Consider the following 25,206-nt stretch of genomic DNA (forward strand, 5'->3'; position numbering starts at 1 on the left):
GCCGGGAGACCCCTGATGAACCTTCACCCGCACATCCGTCACAGCCTCCTGGCCAGCGCTTTGCTGCTGGCTAGCGGCCTGGCTGTCGCCGCAGAGCCCAAGGTGATCGCCAAGGAGCTGCAGCAGGCCAAGACCTATACCGTGGCCAGCGCACCGATCGAGCCGCTGCAGATGGACCCGCCGAAGCTGCCCGACCTCACCGGCTACACCGCCGAAGCGGTGCAGAAGAAGATCGACCGCCGCCACAAGGGCAAGGTCAGCGTGCGCCGCATGTTCCAGGAGGACACCCTCAAGGAATTCGTCGGCGGCGACAACAAGGCCGCCGAGTGGGTGCAGCGCCAGCATGGCATTCCCCAGGCGATCTTCATTGATGACGGCCATGTCGACCTGGTCGAGCTGAGCAAGAAGGTACCCAAGCAGTACCTCAGCGAAGTCGAGCCAGGCGTGTACCTGGCGCGCCTGCCGATCGTGGTCGGGCAGAAGGGTATTCTCGAGATCGACGGCAAGGTCAAGCAGCTGCGCCTGTCGCAGGAAGGCGGCGCGTTCCTGGTCAACGACGGCAAGCTGTTCGTCACCGACACCCAGGTGACCGGCTGGCGCGAGAAGGACAACGGCCCGGCGACCTTCCGCTCGCCCAAGGAGTTTCGCCCGTTCCTGCTGTCGTGGGGCGGTACCGAGACTTACATCGTCAACACCACGATGGCCAGCTTCGGTTATGCCAAGTCCAAGTCGTACGGCGTCAGCATCTCGCAGTACACGCCGAACATGTCCAAGCGCATGGGCCGCGCGGAACCGACCGGCTGGATCATCGGCTCGACGTTCAGTGACATGTGGTACGGCTTCTACTGCTACGAGACCTCCGACTTCGTGGTCAAGGACAACACCTACCACGACAACATCGTCTACGGCATCGACCCGCACGACCGTTCGCACCGCCTGATCATCGCCGGCAACACCGTATACGGCACCAAGAAGAAGCACGGCATCATCGTCTCGCGTGAGGTCAACGACAGCTGGATCATCAACAACAAGAGCTACGACAACAAGCTCTCGGGCGTGGTGATCGACCGTAACAGCGTCAACAACCTGATCGCCTACAACGAGATCTACCGCAACCACACCGACGGCATCACCCTGTACGAGAGCGGCGACAACCTGATCTGGGGCAACAAGCTGATCAACAACCGTCGCCACGGCATCCGCGTGCGCAACAGCGTGAACATCCGCCTGTACGAAAACATCGCCATGGCCAACGGCCTGGTCGGCGTGTACGGGCACATCAAGGACCTGTCCGACACCGACCGCGACATCGCCCTCGATCCGTTCGACACCAAGGTGTCGCTGATCGTGGTCGGCGGAGAGCTGGCGGCCAACGGTTCCGGCCCGCTGTCGATCGACTCGCCGCTGTCGGTCGAGCTGTACAAGGTGTCCATGCTCGCCCCGCGCAAAGCCAGCGGCATCAGCCTCAACGGCATCCTCGGCGAGCGCCAGGACGAAATCCTCGACCTGCTGGTGCGCCAGCAGAAGGCCGTGCTGATCGACCCGGTCGAACGCCAGACCGAAATGATCGATTAAGGAAGCCCAGACCATGACTCCACACCTGATGAAACTGCTGGGCCTGTCCGCCGCCCTCCTGGCCATCAGCCAGGGCGTGCGCGCCGACGAAGTGAAGGCCCCGACCTTCACCGCCGAGCCTTGCTGCCAGCTGTGCCCCGAGGCGCATGACGCCAGCCGCTACACCACCCGTTACCAGCAGAACTTCACCACGCTGGTGCAGGCCCAGGGCGACTGGCTGTTCCGTACCCGCGAAGACCTGCGTACCGAGTTCAACACCACGCCGGCCGGCTACAAGCGCCTGCAGCAGGTGCACGATGCATTCAAGAAGCGCGGTGTGGAACTGGTCGTGGTCTACCAGCCGACCCGCGGCCTGGTGAACCGCAACATGCTCAAGCCTGAAGAGAAAGCTGCCTTCGACTACCAGAAGGCGCTGGGCAACTACCAGGCCATGCTCAAGCGCTTCGCCAGCATGGGCTACAACGTGCCCGACCTGTCGCCGCTGACCAACGAGCAACTGGCCGCTGCCGACCAGGGCAAGGATTTCTACTTCCGCGGTGACCAGCACTGGACGCCATACGGCGCCGAGCGCGCGGCGAAAATCGTGGCCGACACGGTGCACAAGATGCCGGCCTTCGAAGGCATCCCGCGCAAGGAATTCGAAACCCACAAGTCCGGGCGCATGGGCAAGACCGGCACCCTGCACAATGTGGCCGGCCAGCTCTGCGGAACCAGCTACGCAGTGCAGTACATGGACCAGTTCGCCACCGAGCCGAAAGGCTCGGACGGCGGCGGCGACGACCTGTTCGGTGACAGCGGCAACGCCCAGATCACCCTGGTCGGCACCAGCCACAGTGGCAAGAACTACAACTTCAGCGGCTTCCTTGAACAATACATCGGCGCCGACGTGCTCAACGTTGCCTTCCCCGGTGGTGGCCTGGAAGGTTCGATGATCCAGTACCTGGGCAGCGAGGAGTTCCAGAAGAACCCACCGAAGATCCTTATCTGGGAGTTCTCGCCGCTGTACCGCCTGGACCAGGAAACCATCTGGCGGCAGATTCTCGGCCTGCTCGACGACGGCTGCGATGCGCGCCCGGCGCTGATGAGCGCCAGCACCACACTCAAACCCGGCAAGAACGAGCTGATGGTCAACGGCAAGGGCGGCGTGATCAAGGACCTGATCAACCGCAACCTGCAGATGGACATCAAGTTCGAAGATCCTTCGGTGAAGGTGCTGCAAGCGACCCTGTGGTACCTCAACGGCCGCCACGAGGACATCAAGCTGGAGAAGCCGGAAACCTCCGACACCGACGGCCGCTTCGTTTTCCAGATGCGCGAAGACGAGGACTGGGCCAGCCAGAACCTGCTGGCCTTCGAAGTCCAGGGGCCGGAAAGCGGCACCCAGAAAGTCGAAGCCAAGCTCTGCAAACGCAACAACTTCGCCGTGCCCGCGCAGACCGCGCAGGCCGGCCAGTGAGGCGATCATGACCATGCTCAAGCGAATCTTCAGCCCCGCCCTGCTCACCCTTGCACTGTTCGGCGGCGCCGCACAGGCCGCGCTGGTGCCACCGCAGGGTTACTACGAGGGCATCGAGAAGCTCAAGACCGGTGACGGCAACTTCCGCTGCGATCCGGCCCCCAAGCCGTACACCGGAGCGCTGCAGTTCCGCAGCAAGTACGAAGGCTCGGACAAGGCCCGGGCAACGCTCAACGTCGCCTCGGAAAAAGCCTTCCGCAAGTCCACCGAGGACATCACCACGCTCGAAAAGGGCGTGAGCAAGATGGTTGGCCAGTACATGCGTGACGGCCGCCCGGCGCAACTGGACTGCACCCTGGCCTGGCTCGGTACCTGGGCACGCGCCGATGCGCTGCTGTCCACCGACTACAACCACACCGGCAAGTCCATGCGCAAATGGGCGCTGGGCAGCATGAGCGGGTCGTGGCTGCGCCTGAAGTTCTCCGACTCGCAGCCGCTGGCCGCGCACCAGGCCGAGGCCGAGCTGATCGAGAAGTGGTTCGCCCGCCTCGCCGAACAGACCGTGCGCGACTGGAGCGACCTGCCGCTGGAGAAGATCAACAACCACAGCTACTGGGCTGCCTGGTCGGTGATGGCCACCGCCGTGGCCACCGACCGCCGCGACCTGTTCGACTGGGCCGTGAAGGAATACAAGATCGGCGCCAACCAGGTCGATGACCAGGGCTTCCTGCCCAACGAGGTCAAGCGCAAGCAGCGCGCCCTCGCCTATCACAACTACGCCCTGCCGCCGCTGGCGATGATCGCCAGCTTCGCTCAGGCCAACGGCGTGGACCTGCGCGCCGAGAACAACTTCGCCCTGCAACGCCTGGGCGAAGGCGTACTGGCCGGGGCCCGCGACCCAAGCCACTTCAAGGAGCGGGCCGGCGAGAAGCAGGACCTGACCGACCTCAAGGTAGACAGCAAGTACTCCTGGCTCGAGCCCTGGTGCGCGCTGTACCACTGCGTCGGCGACACCCTGCAGCGCAAGCAGCACATGCAGCCGTTCAACAGTTTCAGGCTCGGCGGTGACATGACCCGGGTCTACGACCCGAGCGCGGAATCGAAGCAATAACGCGCCCCCACGGGGGCTAGGTCCCCCCACCTTTTGCGTGGGGGGTTGGGGGGCGCTGTGCCCCGGATGCTGTGAACAACAAGGAGAACCGGGATGGTCTTCTCGTCCAACGTGTTCCTGTTCCTGTTCTTGCCGATCTTCCTCGGCCTGTACTACTTGAGCGGGCAACGCTATCGCAACCTGCTGCTGCTGGTCGCCAGTTACATCTTCTATGCCTGGTGGCGGGTCGACTTCCTCGCCCTGTTCGCCGGCGTAACCCTGTGGAACTACTGGATCGGCCTGAAAGTCGGCGCCGCCGGCGTGCGCACCAAGCCGGCCCAGCGCTGGCTGCTGCTCGGCGTCGGCGTGGACCTGGCGATCCTCGGCTACTTCAAGTACGCCAACTTCGGCGTCGACAGCCTCAACGCGATCATCAGCTCGTTCGGCCTGGAACCGTTCATCCTCACCCACGTGCTGCTGCCGATCGGTATCTCGTTCTACATCTTCGAGTCGATCAGCTACATCATCGACGTGTACCGCGGCGACACCCCGGCCACCCGCAACCTGATCGACTTCGCGGCGTTCGTGGCGATCTTCCCGCACCTGATCGCAGGCCCGGTGCTGCGCTTCAAGGACCTGGTCGACCAGTTCAACAACCGCACCCACACCCTGGACAAGTTCTCCGAAGGCTGCACCCGCTTCATGCAGGGCTTCATCAAGAAAGTGTTCATCGCCGACACCCTGGCGGTGGTGGCCGACCATTGCTTTGCCCTGCAGAACCCGACCACCGGCGACGCCTGGCTCGGCGCCCTGGCCTACACCGCGCAGCTGTACTTCGACTTCAGCGGCTACAGCGACATGGCCATCGGCCTGGGGCTGATGATGGGCTTCCGTTTCATGGAAAACTTCAAGCAGCCGTACATCAGCCAGTCGATTACCGAGTTCTGGCGGCGCTGGCACATCAGCCTGTCGACCTGGCTGCGCGACTACCTGTACATCACCCTGGGCGGTAACCGCAAAGGCACCTTCAACACCTACCGCAACCTGTTCCTGACCATGCTGCTGGGCGGCCTGTGGCACGGTGCCAACTTCACCTACATCATCTGGGGCGCCTGGCACGGCATGTGGCTGGCGATCGAGCGGGCGCTGGGCATCGACACCAACCCGCAGCGCTTCAACCCGGTCAAGTGGGCCTTCACCTTCCTGCTGGTGGTGGTCGGCTGGGTGATCTTCCGCGCCGAGAACCTGCACGTCGCCGCCCGCATGTACGGCGCCATGTTCAGCTTCGGCGAGTGGCAGCTGTCGGAACTCAACCGCGCCCAGCTCACCGGCCTGCAGGTAGCGACCCTGGTGATTGCCTACCTCACCCTGGCGTTCTTCGGCCTGCGCGACTTCTACCGCAACGCCAAGCCAGCCGCCAAGGCCACCCCGGTGCAGGTGAATGCCGACGGCTCGATCGGCCTGGACTGGACCCGGGTGATGACCCGCGCCCTGATCCTGCTGCTGTTCGTGGCCTCGATCCTCAAGCTTTCGGCGCAAAGCTACTCGCCGTTCCTGTACTTCCAGTTCTGAGGTGGATGACATGACCCGGACATTACGCGTCACCTATTCCCTGTCGTTCCTCGGCCTGCTGGTGGGCATGGGCGCCTGGTCCACCGGTGGCTTCGAGAGCTTCCACCGCACCGAGCAGATGACCCTGCTCAACGGCAAGCTGGCCAAGGCCGCCGAGACCCATTACGACGACCAGTTCCCGATCAAGCGCCTGGGCACCAACCTCTGGGCCGCGCTGGACTTCAAGCTGTTCAACGAAGGCCGCCCGGGCGTGGTGCTGGGCCGCGACCAGTGGCTGTTCAGCGACGAAGAGTTCAAGCCCACCGCCGGTGCCGAGCAACTGATGCAAGACAACCTGGCACTGATCCGCGGTGTGCGTGACACCCTGCAGAAGCATGGCAGCCAGCTGGTGCTGGCGATCATCCCGGCCAAGGCACGGGTGTATTCCGAATACATCGGCAAGGAGCAACCTGCCAGCCTGCATGACGACCTGTACAACCGGTTCCATGCCCAGGCGCGCCAGGCCAACGTGTTCGCCCCTGACCTGATGGCTGCACTGGAACAGGCCAAGGCCCGTGGCCAGGTGTTCCTGCGCACCGACACCCATTGGACGCCGATGGGCGCCGAAGTGGCAGCGCAGGCGCTGGCCGAGGCGGTCAGCCGCCAGAGCCTGCTCAACGGCGACCCGCAGACCTTCATCACCGAAGCCGGCAACACCGCCCCGTACAAGGGCGACCTGACCAACTTCCTGCCCCTGGACCCGCTGTTCAGCAACCTGCTGCCGGCCCCGGACAACCTGCAGCAACGCACCACGCGTCCAGCCGAGGCCGAAGGCGCAGGCGGCGACGCCTTGTTCGCCGACAGCCAGATCCCGGTCGCCCTGGTGGGCACCAGCTACAGCGCCAACCCGCACTGGAACTTCCTCGGCGCGCTGCAGCAGGCGCTGCACAGCGACGTCGCCAATTACGCCGAAGACGGCCACGGCCCGCTGCTGCCAATGCTCAAGTACCTGCAGAGCGATGCCTTCAAGAACGCCGCGCCACAAGTGGTGGTGTGGGAATTCCCCGAACGTTATCTGCCAATGACCAACGACCTCAGCAGCTTCGATCCGCAGTGGATCGCGCAACTGAAGAACTCCCGTAAATCCGAAGAAAACCTGGCCTTGTCGTCCACCCGGACGAATCACTGATCGATAGAGAGGAAATGCACATGACTACCAAGACTTCCATTGCCAAAGCCCTCACCCTCGCGGCCGGCCTTTCCCTTGCTTCCATGCAGGCCTTCGCCGGTGCCGACGCCGCCCTGTACGGCCCGACCGCGCCGAAAGGCTCGACCTTCGTGCGCCTGTACAACGCCGCCAGCGCCCCGGCTGCGGCCAGCGTCGGCAACACCCAGATCAAACAGGTCGGCGCCCAAGCCAGCAGCGACTTCAGCTTCCTGCCGGGTGGTGACTACACCGCCCAGGTCGGCGGCAAGAGCGTGCCGGTGAAGCTGGCCGCGGACAAGTACTACACCCTGGTCAACAGCAGCAGCGGCAGCCCGCAGCTGATCGAAGAACCACCGTTCAAGAACAAGCAGAAAGCCCTGGTGCGCGTGCAGAACCTGAGCGACCAGGCGGTAACCCTGAAGACCGCCGACGGCAAGACCGAAGTGGTGCCGGCGGTGGCCACCAAGGGCCGTGGCGAACGTGAGATCAATCCGGTCAAGGTCAACCTGGCCTTGTTCGAAGGCAACAAGAAAGTCAGCGACCTGAAACCGGTCGCCCTGGAGCGTGGCGAAGCGGCCGTGCTGTACGTAACGGGTTCCGGCAGCAACTTGTCGCCGGTGTGGGTAACTCGCCCCGTGGCTAGCAACTGATCCCCCTGCCTCATAACGACTATTGGAGAAACATGATGATCCCGGTAATTCTTTCTGGTGGTAGCGGTTCCCGTCTGTGGCCTCTGTCGCGCAAGCAGTTCCCCAAGCAGTTCCTGGCGCTGACCGGTGAACACACCCTGTTCCAGCAGACCATCGAGCGCCTGCGCTTCGAAGGTATGGACACCCCGATCGTGGTCTGCAACAAGGACCACAAATTCATCGTCCAGGAGCAGCTCGCGGCGCTGAAACTGGAAACCCAGGGCATCCTGATGGAGCCGTTCGGTCGCAACACCGCACCAGCGGTGGCAATGACCGCCATGAAACTGGTCAACGAAGGCCGTGACGACTTGATGCTGGTGTTGCCCGCCGACCACGTGATCGACGACCAGAAGGCCCTGCAACGCGCCCTGGCCCTGGCCACCGTGGCGGCCGAGCGCGGCGAGATGGTGCTGTTCGGCGTGCCGGCGACCAAACCGGAAACCGGCTACGGCTACATCCGTTCCAGCCAGGACGCGCTGTTGCCTGAAGGCGTGGCCCGGGTCGCCCAGTTCGTCGAGAAGCCCGACGAGAAGCGCGCCGCCGAGTTCGTCGCCGCCGGGGGTTACTTCTGGAACAGCGGCATGTTCCTGTTCCGTGCCAGCCGCTTCCTCGAGGAGTTGAAAAAGCACGACTCCGATATCTACGACACCTGCCTGCTGGCCCTGGAACGCAGCGACGAAGATGGCGACGTGCTGAGCATCGACGAAGCCACCTTCGCCTGCTGCCCGGACAACTCCATCGACTACGCGGTGATGGAAAAGACCCAGCGTGCCTGCGTGGTGCCGATGTCGGCCGGCTGGAGCGATGTGGGCTGCTGGTCGTCGCTGTGGGAAGTGCACGACAAGGATGCCGACGGCAACGTCACCAAGGGCGACGTGGTGGTGCAGGACAGCCGCAACTGCATGATCCACGGCAACGGCAAGCTGGTATCGGTGATCGGCCTGGAGAACATCGTCGTAGTCGAGACCAAGGACGCGATGATGATCGCCCACAAGGACAAGGTCCAGGGCGTCAAGCAGATGGTCAAGACCCTCGACGAGCAGGGCCGCAGCGAAACCCAGAACCACCTGGAAGTGTATCGCCCGTGGGGCTCGTACGATTCGGTGGACATGGGCGGCCGCTTCCAGGTCAAGCACATCACCGTCAAGCCGGGCGCCAGCCTGTCGCTGCAGATGCACCACCACCGCGCCGAGCACTGGATCGTGGTGTCCGGCACCGCCGAGGTGACCTGTGACGAGAACGTGTTCCTGCTCACCGAGAACCAGTCGACCTACATCCCGATCGCCTCGGTCCACCGCCTGCGCAACCCAGGCAAGATCCCCCTGGAGATCATCGAGGTGCAGTCCGGCAGCTACCTCGGCGAGGACGACATCGAGCGCTTCGAGGATGTCTATGGGCGTACGTCCACGCCGGTCGAGCGTGGCATTTCGGTGAAGACCATCGCGCAGTAAGCAACACCCAAGGGGCCGCGCATGCGGCCCCTTCCTTTTGAGGCCAGCCCGATTTGGCGCTACGATGGTCAGACCTGCGCAACCAAGGTCTGCCTGCCCCATGATCATCGGTGCCTTTCTCATCCTCACCTGGCTGGTGCTGCTGTTGCGCTACCCGGCCAAGGCCCTGCCGATCACCCTGGCGGCTGTCTGTGGCCTCGGCCTGGTGGCATCGTTCGTCATCTGGCAGGACACCCGCGAAGCCTCGCAACTGGCACGCCTGGACCTGCGCCTGAGCTACGCCCCCGAACACTGCCCCGCCGACCGCGCCCTGCAAGTGCGCATGAAGAACGGCAACCAGGTGCCACTGACCGAACTGCGCTGGCGCTTGGCGGCGTATGCGCCGGGCGATACCGTGAACCTGGCGGAAAATACCTACAACGCACCGCGCTACCGTGGCCCAGGTGAACTGCAGCCAGGGGCCGAGTGGAAGGACTGCCTGCCACTGCCGCCACTGCGCTCCGGTTACCGGCCGCAGACCCTGGAATTTCGCGCTGAACACCTGCAAGGCTCATTCGCCAATTAATCGAAGGCTTACTCCATGCCCACCGTCCTGATCACTGGTTGTTCCAGCGGCATCGGCCGCGCCCTGGCCGACGCCTTCCGCGATGCCGGCCACGAAGTCTGGGCCACGGCCCGCAAACCCGACGATGTCGAGCAACTGTCCGCCGCCGGCTTCACCGCACGGCAACTGGACGTGAACGATGGCGAAGCGCTCAGGCGCCTGGCCGATGAGCTGGAAGCGCAACACGGGCGCCTCGACATGCTGATCAACAACGCCGGTTACGGCGCCATGGGCCCGTTGCTCGACGGCGGCGTCGATGCCCTGCGCCAGCAGTTCGAGACCAACGTCTTCGCCGTGGTCGGGGTCACCCGCGCCCTGTTCCCGTTGCTACGCCGTGCACGCGGTTTGGTGGTGAACATCGGCAGTGTCTCGGGGGTGCTGGTAACGCCCTTCGCAGGGGCCTACTGCGCGTCCAAGGCCGCCGTGCATGCCCTGAGCGACGCCCTGCGCCTGGAGCTGGCGCCGTTCGGTATCCAGGTGATGGAAGTGCAGCCGGGGGCGATTGCCTCGCAGTTCGCCAGCAATGCCCAGCGCCAGGCCAATCAGGTGCTGGCGGCGGATTCGGCGTGGTGGCCGCTGCGCGAGCATGTGCAGGCACGGGCGCGGGCGTCGCAGGACAAGCCGACGTCGGCGGCGGAGTTTGCCCAGGGCGTGTTGACGGCAGTTGGCAAGTCGCCGGTGCCGGGGGTGGTGCGGTTGGGCAATGGCAGCACGGCGCTGCCGCTGATGGCCCGCTTGCTGCCGCGGCGGTTGCTGGATTGGGCATTGCGCAAGCGCTTCGGGCTACTGCGCCCACTCTGATGTCGGTGTCGGCCTCTTCGCGGGTTTACCCGCGAAAGGGCCAGCATAGGCAGCGGAGTATCAGGCAATGGAGCGCAGCACCCCGCCATCTACCCGCAAGGCAGCCCCGGTAGTTGCACTGGCCTGCATCGATGCCAGGTACACCACCATGTTGGCCACCTCTTCCACCGTCGCCAGCCGCTTGATCAGCGAAGTCGGCCGGTGCTCGGCGAGGAAGTTGGCCTCCAGCTCATCGCTGGAAACCCCCTGCTCCTGCGCCAGCTTGGCAAAGAAGTCGCCCACGCCCTCCGAGCGGGTCGGCCCCGGCAGCACCGAGTTCACGGTCACCCCGGTACCCGCCAGGGTCTCGGCCAGGCCACGGGAAACCGCCAGCAACGCCGTCTTGGTCATGCCGTAATGAATCATCTCGGTCGGGATCTGCAACGCCGACTCGCTGGACAGGAAGATCACCCGCCCCCACTTGCGCTCCGCCATGCCCGGGGCGTAATGGCGTGACAGGCGTACGGCGCTGAGCACGTTGACGTCGAAGAAGCGCTGCCAGTCGGCATCAATGATCTCGAAGAACGGCTTGGGCTCGAAGATGCCGAGGTTGTTGACCAGGATATCGGTGTGCGGCACCTGGTCGAACAGCTTCTGCGCGCCCTCCTGGGTGCCCAGGTCAGCGGCGATGCCGATGATGCGCGCTTGCGGCAGCCGCTCACGCACCACCTTGAGTGCTTCATCGACACGGGCCTGGGTGCGGCCGTTGAGTACCACTTCGGCGCCCGCCTCGGCCAGGCCGATGGCGATGGCCAGGCCGATGCCGGCGGTGGAGCCGCTGACGATGGCGCGCTTGCCGTTCAAGGTAATGTGCATCTGTGCTTCCTCTCTAGCTGTGAGAATGCTGGGGTTGCTCATCGAACGCCTGCCAGCCACCGCCCAGGGCCTTGTACAGCCCCACCAGCGCCTGCGACACCGCTGCAGAACTGTCGATCCACTGCTCTTCGCTGGCCAGCAAGGCCCCCTGCACGGTCAGCACGTTGAGAAAGTCCACCGCCCCTTCCACATACTGGCGCTGTGCGGTCTCCAAGGCGATGCGGTTCTGCCGCACCGCTTCGGCCAGGTGATCACGACGTAACTGACTGGCGTTGTACAGGCGTAGCACATCGTCGATTTCGTGCCAGGCGCCGAGTACCACCTTGCGGTAGTTGAGCGCTGCTTCCTGCTGCTGCGCCTCGCGCAGTTCCAGGGTGCCCGTGAGCCGGCCCCCCTCGAAGATCGGCAGCGACAGCTGCGGGCCGAAGGCGAAGCGACGCGAATCCCAGCCGCCAAAATCTGCCAGTTGCATGGCCTGGAAACCGACGCTGCCAGACAGACGGATGCTTGGGTAGAAATCGGCCTTGGCGACACCAATGCTCGCGGTGGCGGCATGCAGGCGCGCTTCGGCCTGGCGGATGTCCGGGCGGCGTTCGGCCAGCTCGGACGGCAGGCCGATGGCGAACTTCTGCTGCGGCGCCGGCAGCTCACCGCCCTGCAGCAAATCGGCCTGCAGGCTGCGCGGCGGTTCGGCGGCAAGCAGGCTGAGGGCGTTGATCAGGTCGTCGCGCCGAGCTTCAAGGCTTGGCAGACGCGCCTCGATGGACGCCACCTGGGCACTGGCCTGGGCCACGTCGAGCCGGGTGGCGACACCTTCGGCCTGGCGATCCTGGGAAAGCTTAAGGCTGTGCTCGGCGACCTTGAGGTTGTCACGGGTCACGTCCAGGGTGTGCTGCACGGCACGCAGCTGAATGTAGTTGCCGGCCGTTTCCGAGAGCAGCGCCAGCAGCACGCCACGGCGGTCGTTCTCGGCCACTTCCACGGTGGCATCGGCCGCTTCCACCTGGCGCCGCACACGGCCCCAGAGGTCCAGCTCCCAACCGGCCACCAGGTCGCCCTGCCAGAGGTTGAAGGCTGACTTGCCGGCATTGCCAGACGGGTCGCTCAGGCCTTCGGCACTGTTGCGGGCACGGCTGTAACCGACATTGGCATCGACTGATGGCGTTTCATCGGCCGCCACCGTGCTTCGCAGGGCGCGGCTTTGCAGCAGGCGGGCACTGGCCATCTGCAGGTCGAGGTTGTTGTCGGCAACGCGCTGGATCAGTGCGCTCAGGCGGGCATCATGAAAGGTTTCCCACCAGCGCAGTTCCAGCGGCTCGGCTTGTGGCTGGCTGGCAGCGGCTTGGCCTTGCAGCGCTGCCCATTGCTGTGGTGCCTGGCTGTGGGGGCGCTGAAAGTCCGGCCCGAGGGTGCAGCCGGCCAGCAGCACGGCCAGCAGCAGCGGGCTGAAACGTACGGCAGGTTTCATCGGGCGCTCACCTCTTTGCCGGCCAGTTTGTCGCCGTGGGTGTCGATGGTTGCCTCGACCGACATGCCCACACGCAGGCGTTCGAGCAGCGGTTGGCCGTCATCGAAAACAATCTTCACCGGAATGCGCTGCACCACCTTGGTGAAGTTGCCGGTGGCGTTGTCCGGTTTCACCGCAGCGAAAGTCACGCCGGTTGCCGGGGCGATGCTCTCGACATGGCCCTTGAGGGTTTCACCGGCGAAGGTGTCGACGCTGATGCTGACCGGCTGGCCTGGCTGCACATGGGTCAGCTGGGTTTCCTGGAAGTTGCCGACCACATAGGCATGCTGCAGCGGCACCACTGACAGCAGACGTGCCCCCGGGTTGACGAAGGCACCGACGCGCAGTGCGCGCTCGCCGACCATGCCGTCGACCGGCGCGGTGATGCGCGTGTAGGACAGGTCCAGCTGGGCCTTCTCCAGGCCGGCTTCGGCGCGTTTCAACTGGCCATCGGCGCTGGCCACCTGGGCCGTGAGGATGTCCACCTGCTTGCGTGTTGCCAGCAGCGCCGCCTGGGCATTGGCCAGCCGCGCACGGGCCTGGTCGACCCGGCTGCGCGCCTGCTGGGCGTTCTGCACGGTACCGGCGCCCTGCTCGGCCAGGCGGCTGTAGCGGTTGACCTCATGGTCGGCGAACGCCGCTTCGGCCTGGGCCGCCGTCACCGCCGCCTGGGCCTGGGCAATCACTGCCGCCTGGCGCTCCAGGGTGGCGCGGGCATCGGCGCTTTGCGCCTTGGCCACCAACAACTGGGCCTGGGCAGCATCCAGCGCGGCCTGATAATCACGGGCATCGATGGTCGCCAGCAACTGGCCGGCCTGGACCTGCTGGTTGTCTTCGACCAGCACCTCCTTGATGAAGCCGGCGACCTTGGGCGCGACCACGGTGTAATCGGCGATCACGTAGGCATCATTGGTGCTCTGTCGATGGTCGCTGCCAAACAGCCAGGGGCCGACGATTCCGGCCAGCACGGCCACGGCGAGCACCGAGCCGATGAGAAGGGTTTTACGGTTGTTGGTCATGTTCAGTGTCTCGAATTCATCCAGGGTTCAGGCCACCGCGCGCGGCGGATAGACCCGGGTAGGCACGAAAGGAATCAGGCAGATCAGTGCCACGGCGATGCAGGCCATGACCAGGTACAGGTCGGCCGAGGTCAGCACCAGCGCCTGGTCGTGAATGCGCTTGGCAAGGCCCACAGCGTTGTCGTCGATCAGCGGGGCGTTGCCCAGGCTGTCCACCAGGTGGTTGGAATGGAAGTGCCGGCGCAGGGTGCCCAAGGCATCCAGCAAGCCACCGGCAATCACTGCGGCCAGGCCTTTGACGGTGTTGAACCAGCTGGAGGCGAACGGGCCTTCCTGCGGGGTCATGCCGTTGGTGGAGAGCATCAGCAGCGGCAGCACGGCCATCGGCTGGCCGAACACCTGCAGCAGGTAGAACGGGTAGAAATCACCGCGAATCCACTCGCTGGTCAGCAGGCTGCTGCCCACGCACGACACCGCCAGCATCGCCAGGCCGGTAGCCAGTACCCAGCGGCAGTCCACCACCCGGATGTTGCACAGCGCAGCGGTCAGCGGCAGGGCGATCAGCTGCGGCATGGCCACCAGCATCATCAGCGGGCTGGTTTGCGCCGGGCGGTAGCCCTGGATCTGCGCCAGGTACGCCGACGGAATGCTGCCCACGCCGGACAACACGATCAGCACCCCGGCCAGGGTCAGCAGGGCGAAGCTGAGATTGCGCCGCTGCAGCATGCGCAGCTGGAAGAACGGCAGCGGCTCGGACCACTCGTTGTACATGAACAGCACCAGCAGCAGCACGCCACCGCCCAGCAACCAGCAGATCAGCGGCGAATCGAACCAGCCCCAGCGGTCACCCAGCGACAGGCCGAGGACGATGCAACTGATAGCCGGCAAGCCGAGCAACACGCCGCGCCAGTCGAACTGCTTGAAGCGCTCCAGGCGCAATGGGTCCTGCGGCAGGCCCCAGCCGACGCAGAACATGGCCAGTGCCGAGGGCAGGATGATCTGCCAGAACGCCCACTGCCAGCCGACGTACTCGGTCCACAAGCCCGCCAGCGGCGTGCCGAGGTTGGGCCCGAAGGTGGCGGTCAGGGCGTAGCCGGCCAGGCCGTAGACCTTGATGCCGGGTGGCAGGAAGCGCAGCGCCACGCTCATCAGCATCGGCGGCAAGGCCCCCGAGGCGAAGCCCTGGAGCACGCGCAGCAGCATCAGGCTGTGCAGGTTAGGGGCGAACGGTTGCAGCAGCCCTAGCACGGCGAACAGGCCGACCGCGCTCATGGTGAAGCGGCGCAGGGAGAAGGTAGTGGCCAGCCAGGGCGCGAAAGCCATGGCCGACACCGAGGCGGCGCTGTACACGGCCAGCAGCCAGGCACCTTCGTCGGCACCGATACCCATGGCACCGCGGATATCGGCGAGGGAGATCTTGGTGACCGACTCGTTGAGGCCGGCGCAGAGCACCGCCAGCAATACACCGAACAGCCCGACCACCACCCGCAGGCCGAACGCCGTCTGCGCAGGCGCGGCCGGCGCGGGGGCGGCAGCAATCGCGGCAGAAGGGGCGGACAGGGAACTCATGGGCAGACATCTCCAGCAACAAATTTGCGACTGGAGCCAGTCTAAGAAGGTCGAATGCTGACGAAAACTGACTTCTCGGCAGGTTTATGTTGCGCCAGGCGCAATCCGGATCAGGGGTCGACGCTGCAACAGGCCTTCAAGGTCTGCCGCAGCCAGCGATGCGCCGGGTCGTTGTGAAAGCGCGGGTGCCACGCCTGCAGCACCGTCACCCGCTCCAAGGGAACCGGGATCTCGAACGAGCGTAACGGCAGCCCGAGCTTGTGCACGCTGTTGAGGATATTGGCTGGCATGGGCAGGATCAGGTCGGAATCCGGCAGCGAGAACAGCGCAGAGTGAAAACTCGGGGTGATCAGCGCTACCCGTCGCTGCACCTTGAAATTGGCCAGTTCGACATCGATCGGCCCGTTGGCGCGACCACGGCGGGACACGCTGATCTGTGGATAACTGGCAAAGCTGGTCGGCGTGATCGCTTGGTCGAAGATCGGATGATCGCGTCGGGCAAGGCCTACATAGTAAGTCTGGAACAAGCTCTGCACCTTGATCTCCGGGCCCAGGTCGACGGTGGAGCTGATGATCAGGTCGGTGCGCCCATCGCGCAGCACGCTGTCGTCATCGCCGCCGGGGCTTTCCGGTACGAAGCGCAGCACCGTGCGCGGCGCCTGTTCATGCATGCGCCGCAGCAGCTGGGCGCCATACAAGGCGATGAACAGGTCATTGGTGCGAATGTTGAAGGCGCGATCGAGCCTGGACAAGTCGACTTCATCGGCGCTGCGGAACACCTCGCCGGCCTGCTCCACCAGCGCCGCCACCTGCTCGCGCAGGGCCAGCGCCCGCGGCGTCGGCACCAGGCCACGGCCGGCGCGCACCAGGATCGGGTCGCCCAGGGCCTCACGGATACGCCCCAGGGTACGGCTCATCGCCGCCGGGCTCAGGTTCATGCGCTGCGCGGCGCCGACCACGCTGCCTTCGTCGAGCAAGGCATCGAGGGCGACAAGCAGGTTCATGTCCGGGAGTTGCATGGCCGTTTTCCGTTACAGCTGTGGGGAAAGGCGATGGTAGCAGGTTGGCGGATTGCACCAGACGCAATGCGCTCGTGCGTGGTGGGGCATTTATTCAATGGCCATGTTCGGCCATAAATGAAGCATTGGCACATCAGCCAGCCTCAGCCAAGGATCCCGCATGCCCAGCCCCGTCCTGATCGCCATCGACGCCTCCCCCGCCTCCACTGCCCTGCTCACCCTCGCCCGCCGCTACTGCCGCCCCGGCGAACACGAACTGCATGTGCTGCTGGCCATCGACTCGACCTTCGCCGTGCACGCCAAGCCCGCGCCCTACACCGCCGAGGAACTGGAGGAATACCCCGCCGCCTGCGAGGAGCAACGCTTGGGCGACCGCGCCGTGGCCGAAGCGGTGGAGCTGCTGCAACAAGCCGGCTTCAGCAGCCACGGCTGCATGGTGGCCGGGCAGCCGGTCGAGGCGATCGTCGCCAAGGCACAGGAACTGGACTGCGAACTGATCATCATGGGCCACCGCCACTTGTCGCGGCTGGGGCGGTTGCTGGACCCGTCGATTAGCACGAAGGTGATTGACCGGGTCAAGGTACCGGTGTTGGTGGGGGCTGCTTGAACCGTTGATCAGTCAGGTAATGCATCTGCATTGACCAGGCAATGCAATCGCATTACCTTGATGGGCATCGTTGTATCTCTATGGACACTGCCCATGGCTACCACTTTCGAAGTCGAGTCCACGCTTACCGATCGCTACCAGACCACCGTTCCTGAAACCGTGCGTCGTGCTTTAGGTTTGAAAAAGCGTGACAAGATCCATTACTCGATTCGCCCTGACGGAGGGGTAATACTCACCCGCGCAGAGGCAACCGAGGACGATCCCGTGCTAGGCCAGTTCCTGAATTTTCTGGCTCACGACATCGCAACCAATCCTCAACGGCTGCAGGTTGTCGATGCTGGCCTCATCGCTCGCCTCGACAAACTCGTGGGTGATGCAGAGGTCGACCTGGATCAACCTCTGTCGGCGGAAGATGAATGAGTGATGCGAACAGGAAGCCGCTTGTAATTCATGGATGGACTGTCTTTGCCCACCCGCTGTTCCTGGCCAAACTGGAAGCGCTCAGCGCGCAAGTTCAGGCCCAGATGCAGAAAGACCCGGCGGGTTACACGACGAAGAATGCTTTCAAGCGGCTGGCGGCCATCAGGCGCTTGGCATTTGATGTGATTCCGCAGGACCCGACCAAAGTGGAGTACCGGCAAGGCACAACACTGGGTGGCGACCACAAGCACTGGTTCAGAGCAAAGTTCTTCCAGCAGTACCGGTTGTTCTTTCGCTACCACGCCGCCAGTCGGATCATCGTGCTGGCCTGGGTCAATGACGAATCGTGCAAGCGGGCCTACGACAGCAGCGACGACGCTTACAAGGTCTTTCAGAAGATGCTGCTGACCGGCCACCCTCCAGACGATTGGGATCAATTGCTGAAAGAGTGCGGGCCTGCGCATGCCAGGCCCAGATAACAGCATTCACTGTTGACGACTAGCCAGCTCCCGCTGTACATGCGAGCGTTTGCTGAAGCTTGGCCAGATGAGGCAATTGTCCAACAGGCTGTTGGACAATTGCCTTGGGGGCACAATCTGGTGTTGCTGACGAAGCTCAAGAAGTCGGACGAGAGGCTTGCATATGCGGTGCGGGCATCGAAGTGCGGGTGGCCGCGATCAACCTTGGTCATGAGCCAGCCGCTCTATGACCTTGGCTCCCCAACCTTGAGCAGCTTGGCGTTCGACGATATCTCGCCCAAGACGCCAGTAAAGCCCTACCAGCTCTCGATTCACGGCAAGGCTGGCCTTTTGCTGGGCTTTATGAATACGGAGTTTCAGATCAGCTAGCCAGGCGCTAACCCTGGGGCGTATCGATCAGGGCCAAAGGTTTATCGGGCATCGGGGACACTTCCTCGGACAGGCGACGGATTGTTTTTATGGCGCCCCAGACTGCTCCCCTGGAAATACAACGCCAATAGCTGCCCCCATCGACTTTTCCCTGATTCAAGTAGGCCGTTTCCTAAACCTCTCCGAGTGCCCCTTTAACGATTAGCGTGCTCACGACATGCCACTTGATCAGCTTTATTCCTCGCCCGGCTTCACCACCACCGTACAGGTCGTCCCCGCCGCCAGCAGAAACCCGTCCGGCACTTCATCAATGTGAATGCGCACCGGCACCCGCTGTGCCAGGCGCACCCAGTTGAAGGTCGGGTTCACATCGGCGATCAGCTCGCGGCTCTGCGGGTTGTCGCGGTCGTAGATGCCGCGGGCGATGCTCTCCACATGCCCCTTGATGCGCTCGCCGCTCATCATCTGCAACTCGGCCTGGTCGCCGACCTTCACATGCGGCAACTTGGTCTCCTCGAAGAAGCCGTACACCCAGAACGAATTCTCATCGACCACCGCCATCACCGCTTCACCGGTACGCGCATAGTCACCCTTGTGGATGTTCAGGTTGGTCACGTAACCGTCCACCGTAGCGACGATATGGGTACGCTTGAGGTTCAGCTCGGCCGCCGCCAGTTCAGCCTGGGCCTGCTGGTAGTCGGCCTGGGCGGAGTTGGCGATGTTGCTGGCGTCGTCACGGTTTTCCCTGGAGATCACCAGGTTGTCCATGTCGGCGCGGCGCTTGGCGTTGACCTTGCGCATTTCCCAGGTGGCCTTGCGCGAAGCGACCAGGGCCTTGGCCTGATCGACCGCCAACTGGTAGTGCTCGGGGTCGATCTGGATCAGCAGGTCGCCCTTCTTCACCCGCTGGTTGTCCTTGACCGGGACGTCCACCACATAGCCCGGCACATCGGCGGCGACGTTGATGATGTCGGCGCGCACGCGGCCGTCGCGGGTCCACGGTGTGGTCATGTAGTGCAACCACAACTGGCGACCGATCACCACGGCAGCAGTCAGCACCAGCAGGGTGGCGATCAGGCTGAAGAACTTTTTCATCGAAGGATTCTCACCAGTAGAGCGACAGCGCCAAGGCGCCGAACAGGCAGACGAACAGGCTCAGGCGCAGCAGCGCCGGGTGCCAGAAGAAACGGTAGCCATCATGGCTGGCGATGAACCGGTCAAGGCCCCAGGCCAGGCCCAGGGCGAACAGGAACATCAGGGTCATGGTGGGCATGTACACGCCATGGAAGGCGATCTCACGGGGCATGATGTAATCCTTTCGCCGGTGCCAGCGGCGACTGTGGGTCCAGCAGGGATGAACGGATGAAGTGCAGGTAGCTCTGCGCCCGGCGCAGCACCGAAGTGTCGAAGTGCCGGGCAAACGGTTCGTCGGTGGCCTGCACGCGAGCAATGGCGTGGTCCACCGCGACCAGGGCGCGCTCGTGGTTGCTGGCGCTGGGCTGCAGGAACAGGCGGGCCAGGGCACGGCCCATGACACGAATGGCCTGGCGCCACGGCTGCGACTCGGCGTAGGCCGGGTGGATCGGCGCGCGGGCCTGTTCCTTGCGCAGTTCGATGATGGCGTGGCCGATCTCCAGCACGGTGAACATCCAGCCCATCAGCTGGCTCTGTACCTGCGGCTTGCCGGCAGCCAGGCCATAGGCCTGGTGCAACAGGTCGCGGGTGCGGCTTTCGAAGGCCGAACCGAGGCCGCGCAGGCGGCCGCTGATGGCGAACAGTACCTGCCCGCGCAGCTCCTGCTCCAGGCGGCTCCACAGCCAGCGGCTGTTCGGTGGCAGGATGATCGCGCCGGCCGCAGCGCAGACGAACATGCCGATGACCATGCCGATGTAGTCGTTGATGAAGCTGTACGGGTCGTAGACGGTGAGGTTGTTCGGCACCGAGCCGATGGCGAAGAACACCAGCAGGCCGATGCCGTAACCGGCGTATGCTGGTCGCGACGACAGGAACGCACCGAGCACGAACACCGGCGCCAGGACCATGCACAGCAGCGGAAAGCCGTCGATCCAGGGGAACACGAAGAAGGTTTCGAAGAAGCCGATGAAGGCTCCGATCGCCGTGCCGCAGGCCATCTGGAACGACATGCGCTTGGGGTTCGGCGAGGCCGCCGAGAGGCCCACGGTGACGGTGGCGATCAGGGTCATCATGGCGCCGCTCGGCCAGTCGCTCGTCAGCCAGTAGCTGCCCAGCAGCAACAGCACTGCCGAGGCTCGCACACCGGCGGCCAGCGACACCAGCCAGCTGGTCTGCGCCACGTAGGGCTCGTCCCACTGCTCGCGTTCGTGCTTGTGCGCGGCCAGCGAGGCGTGGGTTTCGGCGTAGCTGTACATCTCGTCGACGAAGCGGTAGAGCAGCTCGAACGCGGTGTGGAAGTCGAGCAGGTCGGATTCGCTAGGCTCAGTTGCCATATAGTCGGCGCGCAGGCCACGCACCTGCGCCTGCAGGCCTTCCTTGTAGGCCGCCAGCTCCAGCGTCAGGCGCAGCGCATCGGCGTCGGTCAGGGCCCGGCCCACATAAGGCTGCAGCAGCTCCACCAAGGTGTTCAGGCCGGGCTCGATGGCGCCCACGATCTGCAGCGGGCCGCGCGCGCGCAGGCGCTCCAGCAGGCGGTGCAAGGCGTTGAAGCGCGTGGTGATGGCCATGAACTCGCTGTTCATGCGCACCAGGCGGCCAGAGCGGCGACGCATGTGCGGGTCTTCAAAGGCGGTGACGTTGCGCAGGCTCTCCAGCCCCACCGCTTCGGCGACGAAGCGCACGTTGCTGGTCTCGAAGCGGTCCCGCTGGCTGTCGCCGCGCAGGGCTTCCACCACCACCCCGGCGAATACCCCGAAGCGCTGGTACAGGGCGTTGCGCATGGCGGCACTGGCCGACTGCGGCAGGATCGCGGCGCTGACGAAGGTCGACACCAGGATGCCCAGGGCGATCTCCAGCACCCGCCACACGGCCGCCATGAATGCCTGGTCCGGGTGCTGCAATACAGGCAGGCCGATCATCGCCGCGGTATAGCCGGCAAGGACGAAGCCATAGGCGCGGAAGGTGCGGTAGCGCATGGCGCCGGCCGAGCACAGGCCAACCCACACGGCCAGGCTGGGCAGGAACAGTTCGGTGTTCTGCGGGAAGAGGGCGATCAGTGCGACCATCATCGCCGAGCCGGCCAGGGTGCCGAGCACCCGGTAGAAGCTCTTGGCGAACACATGGCCGCTTTGCGGCTGCATGACGATGAACACGGTGATCATCGCCGTGCGCGGTTGCGGCAGCTCCAGGCGCATGGCCAGCCACAGGGTGATGAACGCGGCCGCCAGCACCTTGAAGATGTACACCCAAGTGACGCCGTCGGTGCGCGCCCAGGCGAAGAAGCCCCGGCGCCATTCCAGGCTTTGCAGCCAGCGCACGGGCAAACTGGAAGTGCTCATTCGGCGTTATCCGGCTTCTTGTCGAAAATGGCCAGGGTGGCCGGGGTTTTCGGCGCGGCCTGGCGTTCTTCCTTCGGCACGTCCTGGCCGGCCTGCAGGCCGCCGCCCAGGGCGGTGACCAGTTCGGCATGGGCGATCAGGCGCGCGGCCTGCACCTGCTGCTGCACCTGCTGTTGGCGGAACAGCAGGGTTTGCGCATTGAGCACGTTGAGGTAATCGGTCAGGCCACGCTGGAAGGCCACCGTGGCAATGTCGTAGGTCTTCTGCGCAGCGGCCACCGACTCGGCGGCGAAGTGCGACTGCTCTTTCATCGACTCACGGCGGATCAGCTGGTCGGAAATGTTCTTCAGCGCGCCGACCACGGTCTGGTTGTAGCGCGCCACGGCCACGTCATAACCGGCCGAAGCTACGCCCAGCTGCGAGCGCAGGCGGCCACCGTCGAAGATCGGCAGGCTGATCGCCGGGCCAACGTTGTAGTTGAACTTGCGCCCGGTCAGGAATTCCAGCGGGCCACCACCGGTGGCCATGAAGCCGAGGCTGCCGACCAGGTCGACGTTGGGGAAGAAGCCGGCGTGAGCGACGTCGATGCCACGGGCCTGGGCCGCCACCTGCCAGCGGCTGGCGACCACATCGGGGCGCTGGCCGACCAGTTCGGCGGGCAGGTTCGATGGCAGCTTCAGTGGCGCCGCCAAGGTCAGGGTCGGGCGCTGCAACTGCGCGCCCTCCCCTGGACCCTTGCCGGCCAACGCCGCCAGCTGGTTACGGGTCAAGGCGATTTCTTCGTCGAGGCTGTCAAGCTGGCGATGGGTTTCGGGCAGCGGTGCCTCGGCCTGGCTGACCTCGAAATGGGTGCCGATGCCGCCGTCCAGGCGGCGCTTGGCCAGGGCCAGGATCTGCTCCTGCTGTTCCAGCTCGGCCTTGACGATGTCACGTTGGGCGAAATGCAGGCTCAGCTGAATGTAGGCGCGTACCACGTTGTTCTGCAGTTCCAGCTGCGCCTGGCGGGCTTCGGCCGCGCTCATGTGCGCCTGGTCCACCGCCTGCTCGCTGGCGTTGCGTTCGCGGCCCCACAGGTCCAGCGCGTAGCTGAAGCCGAAGGCGGCGTTGTTGTCCCAGGTGTTGGCGCCCGACAGCGCGCCAGGGCCGTAGAACTGGTCCTCGGGCCAGTTGTGCCGCTTGAGCGTGGCATCACCGTTGACCTGGAGCTTTTCCGCCGACTCGACCACACCGGCCATGGCCTTGGCTTCACGCACACGCGCCGCCGCCATGGCCAGGCTCGGGCTACCGGCCACCGCCAGGTCGATCCAGCGGTCGAGTTGTGGGTCGCCATAGGCCTGCCACCAGCGCTGGTCAGGCCAGTGCGCATCGCTGGCTGCTTGGCGAATGGCCGCGTCGGTGGTCAAGGTATTGGCTTGCAGGGTCTTGCTTTGCGGGGCGATACCCCAGGTTCCGATACAGCCGCTCAAGGCGAGACTAAGGGCACAGGCACTGAACACTTGAAGCGTTCTGATGATGCGACGCGGCACAGCTGCGATTTCCCGAGGAAGAGGTGAAGGGGCCGGGCAATTCTAGGGGGCCGCCGTACTGGCGATAAGCGTATATTCCTGCGAATCTTTGTTACCGAAACAGCGATAATCCGGCTTTGGTCGAACGCACATTCGCGTTACTTCGTGACACAATTTTGTCCTCTATCTTGAGAGTGACCCATGGACACCCTGCAAAACATGCGTGCTTTCAGTTGCGTAGCCCAGCTAGGCAGCTTTACCGCTGCTGCGGCGCAACTGGATACGACCACCGCGAACGTGTCGCGGGCGGTCTCCAACCTGGAAGCCCATCTGCAAACCCGGCTGCTCAACCGCACCACCCGGCGCATCGCCCTGACCGAGGCCGGCAAGCGTTACCTGATGCGCTGTGAACAGATCCTCACCTACGTCGAAGAAGCCGAAGCCGAGGCCAGCGATGCCCATGCCCGGCCTGCGGGCCAACTGAAGGTGCATTCAATGACCGGAGTCGGCCAGCACTTCGTGGTCGATGCCATCGCCCGCTACCGCGAGTCGCACCCGGACGTGACTTTCGACCTGACCATGGCCAACCGCGTGCCCGACCTGCTCGACGAGGGCTACGACGTGTCCATCGTGCTGGCCACCGAGCTGCCGGATTCCGGTTTCGTCTCGCAGCGCCTGGGCATCACCTACAGCATTGTCTGCGCCTCGCCCGAGTACGTGGCCAAGCACGGTTTTGCGCACAAACCGATCGACCTGCTCCAGCATTCCTGCCTGCGCATGGTCAGCCCGGTGATCCCGCTGGAAAAATGGCTGTTCGACGGCCCGGAAGGCCAGGAACTGGTCAACATCACCAGCTCGCCGTTCCAGGTCAACTCGGCGGATGCGATGAAAACCGCGATCCGCAGTGGCATGGGTATGGGCGTGTTGCCGATCTACTCGGTGATCGACGGCTTGCGCGACGGCAGCCTGGTGCGGGTGATGCCAGAGTACCGGCTGCAGGAGCTGAACCTGTATGCCATCTACCCTTCGCGCCAGTACCTGGATGCCAAGATCAAGACCTGGGTCGAGTACCTGCGCAACTCGCTGCCGGAGATTCTGGCGGCCCATGAAGCCGACCTGAAAACCCATGAAATGCTGATCGCCAACTGAAAAAGCTGCTGCACGGTGGCGGTGGACAATGGTAGGTTGCTAACCAATCAACCCGACCCACCGCCTCGAGAAGTTGCCCGATGAAAAAGACCGTCCTGGCCTTCAGCCGCATCACCCCGGCCATGGCCGAGCGCCTGCAGCAAGACTTCAACGTGATCGTGCCGAACCCCAAGCTCGGTGACATCAGTGCCCAGTTCAACGAAGCCCTGCCCGAGGCCCACGGCCTGATCGGCGCCGGCCGCAAGCTCGGCCGCGCTCAGCTCGAAGGTGCGGGCAAGCTCGAAGTGGTGTCCAGCGTCTCGGTCGGCTATGACAACTACGACGTCGACTATTTCAACGAGCGCGGCATTGCCCTGACCAACACCCCAGACGTGCTCACCGAAAGCACCGCCGACCTGGGTTTTTCGCTGATCATGGGCTGTGCCCGGCGCACCGCCGAGCTGGATGCCTGGACCAAGGCCGGCCACTGGCAGGCCACGGTCGCCCCATCGCACTTCGGTAGCGATGTGCATGGCAAGACGCTGGGCATCGTCGGCCTGGGTAACATTGGCGCCGCGATCGCCCGCCGTGGCCACTTCGGCTTCAACATGTCGATCCTGTATGCCGGCAACAGCCGCAAGACTGCACTGGAGCAGGAACTGGGCGCCCAGTTCCGCAGCCTCGATCAGTTGCTGGCCGAATCCGACTTCGTCTGCCTGGTGGTGCCGCTGTCCGATGCCACGCGCAAGCTGATCGGCGCCCGTGAACTGAAGCTGATGAAACCGAGCGCGTTCCTGATCAACATCGCCCGCGGCCCGGTGGTCGACGAGGC

Annotated in this window: 23 protein-coding genes and 2 pseudogenes; 15 read left to right on the plus strand and 10 right to left on the minus strand. The window is 64.4% G+C overall.

Annotation, left to right across the window (positions count from 1 at the left end; translation table 11 throughout):
* Positions 1-15: 15 nt before the first annotated feature.
* The 9 genes from algG to F6X59_RS04505 all read left to right on the plus strand — a co-directional run bounded on the left by algG (position 16) and on the right by F6X59_RS04505 (position 10,424).
* A complete protein-coding gene (gene algG, locus F6X59_RS04465; RefSeq protein WP_152954867.1) occupies positions 16-1,575 on the plus strand; it encodes a mannuronan 5-epimerase AlgG in 1,560 nt (519 codons plus the stop codon).
* Between the two features lie 13 nt (positions 1,576-1,588).
* Entirely contained in the window at positions 1,589-3,031 is a 1,443-nt protein-coding gene (locus F6X59_RS04470) for an alginate biosynthesis protein AlgX (protein ID WP_152954868.1), read from the plus strand.
* A gap of 7 nt (positions 3,032-3,038) precedes the next feature.
* On the plus strand, positions 3,039-4,142 hold the full coding sequence (locus tag F6X59_RS04475; protein WP_152954869.1) for a mannuronate-specific alginate lyase: 1,104 nt from the start codon (positions 3,039-3,041) through the stop codon (positions 4,140-4,142).
* A gap of 93 nt (positions 4,143-4,235) precedes the next feature.
* The gene (locus F6X59_RS04480; RefSeq protein ID WP_152954870.1) at positions 4,236-5,693 is read left to right on the plus strand and encodes an MBOAT family protein; all 1,458 of its coding nucleotides are present in this window, start codon (positions 4,236-4,238) and stop codon (positions 5,691-5,693) included.
* 10 nt (positions 5,694-5,703) lie between these two features.
* A complete protein-coding gene (locus tag F6X59_RS04485) occupies positions 5,704-6,861 on the plus strand; it encodes an alginate O-acetyltransferase (protein WP_152954871.1) in 1,158 nt (385 codons plus the stop codon).
* Positions 6,862-6,881: 20 nt separating this feature from the next.
* The gene (locus F6X59_RS04490; RefSeq protein WP_152954872.1) at positions 6,882-7,529 is read left to right on the plus strand and encodes an alginate O-acetyltransferase AlgF; all 648 of its coding nucleotides are present in this window, start codon (positions 6,882-6,884) and stop codon (positions 7,527-7,529) included.
* 35 nt (positions 7,530-7,564) lie between these two features.
* Complete coding sequence (locus F6X59_RS04495; RefSeq protein WP_152954910.1) at positions 7,565-9,019, plus strand: mannose-1-phosphate guanylyltransferase/mannose-6-phosphate isomerase; 1,455 nt, start codon at positions 7,565-7,567, stop codon at positions 9,017-9,019.
* A 100-nt stretch (positions 9,020-9,119) separates the two neighbouring features.
* Positions 9,120-9,584: a multidrug transporter gene (locus tag F6X59_RS04500; protein ID WP_152954873.1), complete on the plus strand. Its 465-nt coding sequence runs from the start codon at positions 9,120-9,122 to the stop codon at positions 9,582-9,584.
* Positions 9,585-9,599: 15 nt separating this feature from the next.
* Positions 9,600-10,424, plus strand: a complete 825-nt coding sequence (locus F6X59_RS04505; protein WP_152954874.1) for an SDR family oxidoreductase — start codon at positions 9,600-9,602, stop codon at positions 10,422-10,424.
* 60 nt (positions 10,425-10,484) lie between these two features.
* On the opposite strand, the gene F6X59_RS04510 is transcribed toward F6X59_RS04505, so the two are convergent.
* The 5 genes from F6X59_RS04510 to F6X59_RS04530 all read right to left on the minus strand — a co-directional run bounded on the left by F6X59_RS04510 (position 10,485) and on the right by F6X59_RS04530 (position 16,393).
* The gene (locus F6X59_RS04510) at positions 10,485-11,279 is read right to left on the minus strand and encodes an SDR family NAD(P)-dependent oxidoreductase (protein ID WP_152954875.1); all 795 of its coding nucleotides are present in this window, start codon (positions 11,277-11,279) and stop codon (positions 10,485-10,487) included.
* A gap of 13 nt (positions 11,280-11,292) precedes the next feature.
* Positions 11,293-12,747 (minus strand): efflux transporter outer membrane subunit, encoded by a 1,455-nt coding sequence (locus tag F6X59_RS04515; protein WP_152954876.1) that lies wholly within the window; start codon positions 12,745-12,747, stop codon positions 11,293-11,295.
* Positions 12,744-13,805 carry an HlyD family secretion protein gene (locus F6X59_RS04520; RefSeq protein ID WP_152954877.1) on the minus strand — a complete coding sequence of 354 codons (1,062 nt, stop codon included), beginning with the start codon at positions 13,803-13,805 and terminating at the stop codon, positions 12,744-12,746. The genes F6X59_RS04515 and F6X59_RS04520 overlap by 4 nt, the downstream gene beginning before the upstream one ends.
* Before the next feature lie 27 nt (positions 13,806-13,832).
* Entirely contained in the window at positions 13,833-15,374 is a 1,542-nt protein-coding gene (locus tag F6X59_RS04525) for an MFS transporter (protein WP_152954878.1), read from the minus strand.
* Between the two features lie 110 nt (positions 15,375-15,484).
* Positions 15,485-16,393, minus strand: coding sequence for a LysR family transcriptional regulator (locus F6X59_RS04530; protein ID WP_152954879.1), 909 nt, complete (start codon positions 16,391-16,393; stop codon positions 15,485-15,487).
* 160 nt (positions 16,394-16,553) lie between these two features.
* Here F6X59_RS04530 and F6X59_RS04535 point away from each other — a divergent pair, with 160 nt between their 5' ends.
* The 4 genes and pseudogenes from F6X59_RS04535 to F6X59_RS28560 all read left to right on the plus strand — a co-directional run.
* The gene (locus tag F6X59_RS04535) at positions 16,554-17,000 is read left to right on the plus strand and encodes a universal stress protein (protein ID WP_152954880.1); all 447 of its coding nucleotides are present in this window, start codon (positions 16,554-16,556) and stop codon (positions 16,998-17,000) included.
* Positions 17,001-17,093: 93 nt separating this feature from the next.
* Positions 17,094-17,420 carry a type II toxin-antitoxin system PrlF family antitoxin gene (locus F6X59_RS04540; RefSeq protein WP_152954881.1) on the plus strand — a complete coding sequence of 109 codons (327 nt, stop codon included), beginning with the start codon at positions 17,094-17,096 and terminating at the stop codon, positions 17,418-17,420.
* Positions 17,417-17,899: a type II toxin-antitoxin system YhaV family toxin gene (locus tag F6X59_RS04545; RefSeq protein WP_152954882.1), complete on the plus strand. Its 483-nt coding sequence runs from the start codon at positions 17,417-17,419 to the stop codon at positions 17,897-17,899. The genes F6X59_RS04540 and F6X59_RS04545 overlap by 4 nt, the downstream gene beginning before the upstream one ends.
* 39 nt (positions 17,900-17,938) lie before the next feature.
* A pseudogene (locus F6X59_RS28560) lies at positions 17,939-18,049 on the plus strand (DUF1016 N-terminal domain-containing protein); the annotation flags it as partial.
* Positions 18,050-18,106: 57 nt separating this feature from the next.
* On the opposite strand, the pseudogene F6X59_RS28565 reads toward F6X59_RS28560, so the two are convergent.
* The 5 genes and pseudogenes from F6X59_RS28565 to F6X59_RS04570 form a co-directional block, all read right to left on the minus strand.
* Positions 18,107-18,320 (minus strand): annotated as a pseudogene (locus F6X59_RS28565) (DUF1016 N-terminal domain-containing protein); the annotation flags it as partial.
* A gap of 182 nt (positions 18,321-18,502) precedes the next feature.
* A complete protein-coding gene (locus F6X59_RS04555) occupies positions 18,503-19,363 on the minus strand; it encodes an HlyD family secretion protein (protein ID WP_152954883.1) in 861 nt (286 codons plus the stop codon).
* Positions 19,364-19,373: 10 nt separating this feature from the next.
* Entirely contained in the window at positions 19,374-19,574 is a 201-nt protein-coding gene (locus tag F6X59_RS04560; protein ID WP_008097766.1) for a DUF1656 domain-containing protein, read from the minus strand.
* Positions 19,564-21,741, minus strand: a complete 2,178-nt coding sequence (locus F6X59_RS04565; protein WP_152954884.1) for an FUSC family protein — start codon at positions 21,739-21,741, stop codon at positions 19,564-19,566. Before F6X59_RS04565 ends, F6X59_RS04560 begins: the two co-directional genes overlap by 11 nt.
* Positions 21,738-23,267: an efflux transporter outer membrane subunit gene (locus F6X59_RS04570; protein ID WP_372240298.1), complete on the minus strand. Its 1,530-nt coding sequence runs from the start codon at positions 23,265-23,267 to the stop codon at positions 21,738-21,740. Before F6X59_RS04570 ends, F6X59_RS04565 begins: the two co-directional genes overlap by 4 nt.
* Before the next feature lie 180 nt (positions 23,268-23,447).
* On the opposite strand from F6X59_RS04570, the gene F6X59_RS04575 reads away from it, so the two are divergent.
* Both F6X59_RS04575 and F6X59_RS04580 read left to right on the plus strand, forming a co-directional pair.
* Positions 23,448-24,395, plus strand: a complete 948-nt coding sequence (locus F6X59_RS04575; protein WP_152954886.1) for a LysR family transcriptional regulator — start codon at positions 23,448-23,450, stop codon at positions 24,393-24,395.
* An 80-nt stretch (positions 24,396-24,475) separates the two neighbouring features.
* The coding region (locus tag F6X59_RS04580; protein ID WP_152954887.1) for an NAD(P)-dependent oxidoreductase at positions 24,476-25,206 on the plus strand (731 nt) is incomplete at its 3' end.

Origin of the sequence: Pseudomonas sp. MN1F, from assembly GCF_009391885.1 — a bacterium.
In the GTDB taxonomy this organism is placed as follows: Bacteria; Pseudomonadota; Gammaproteobacteria; order Pseudomonadales; family Pseudomonadaceae; genus Aquipseudomonas.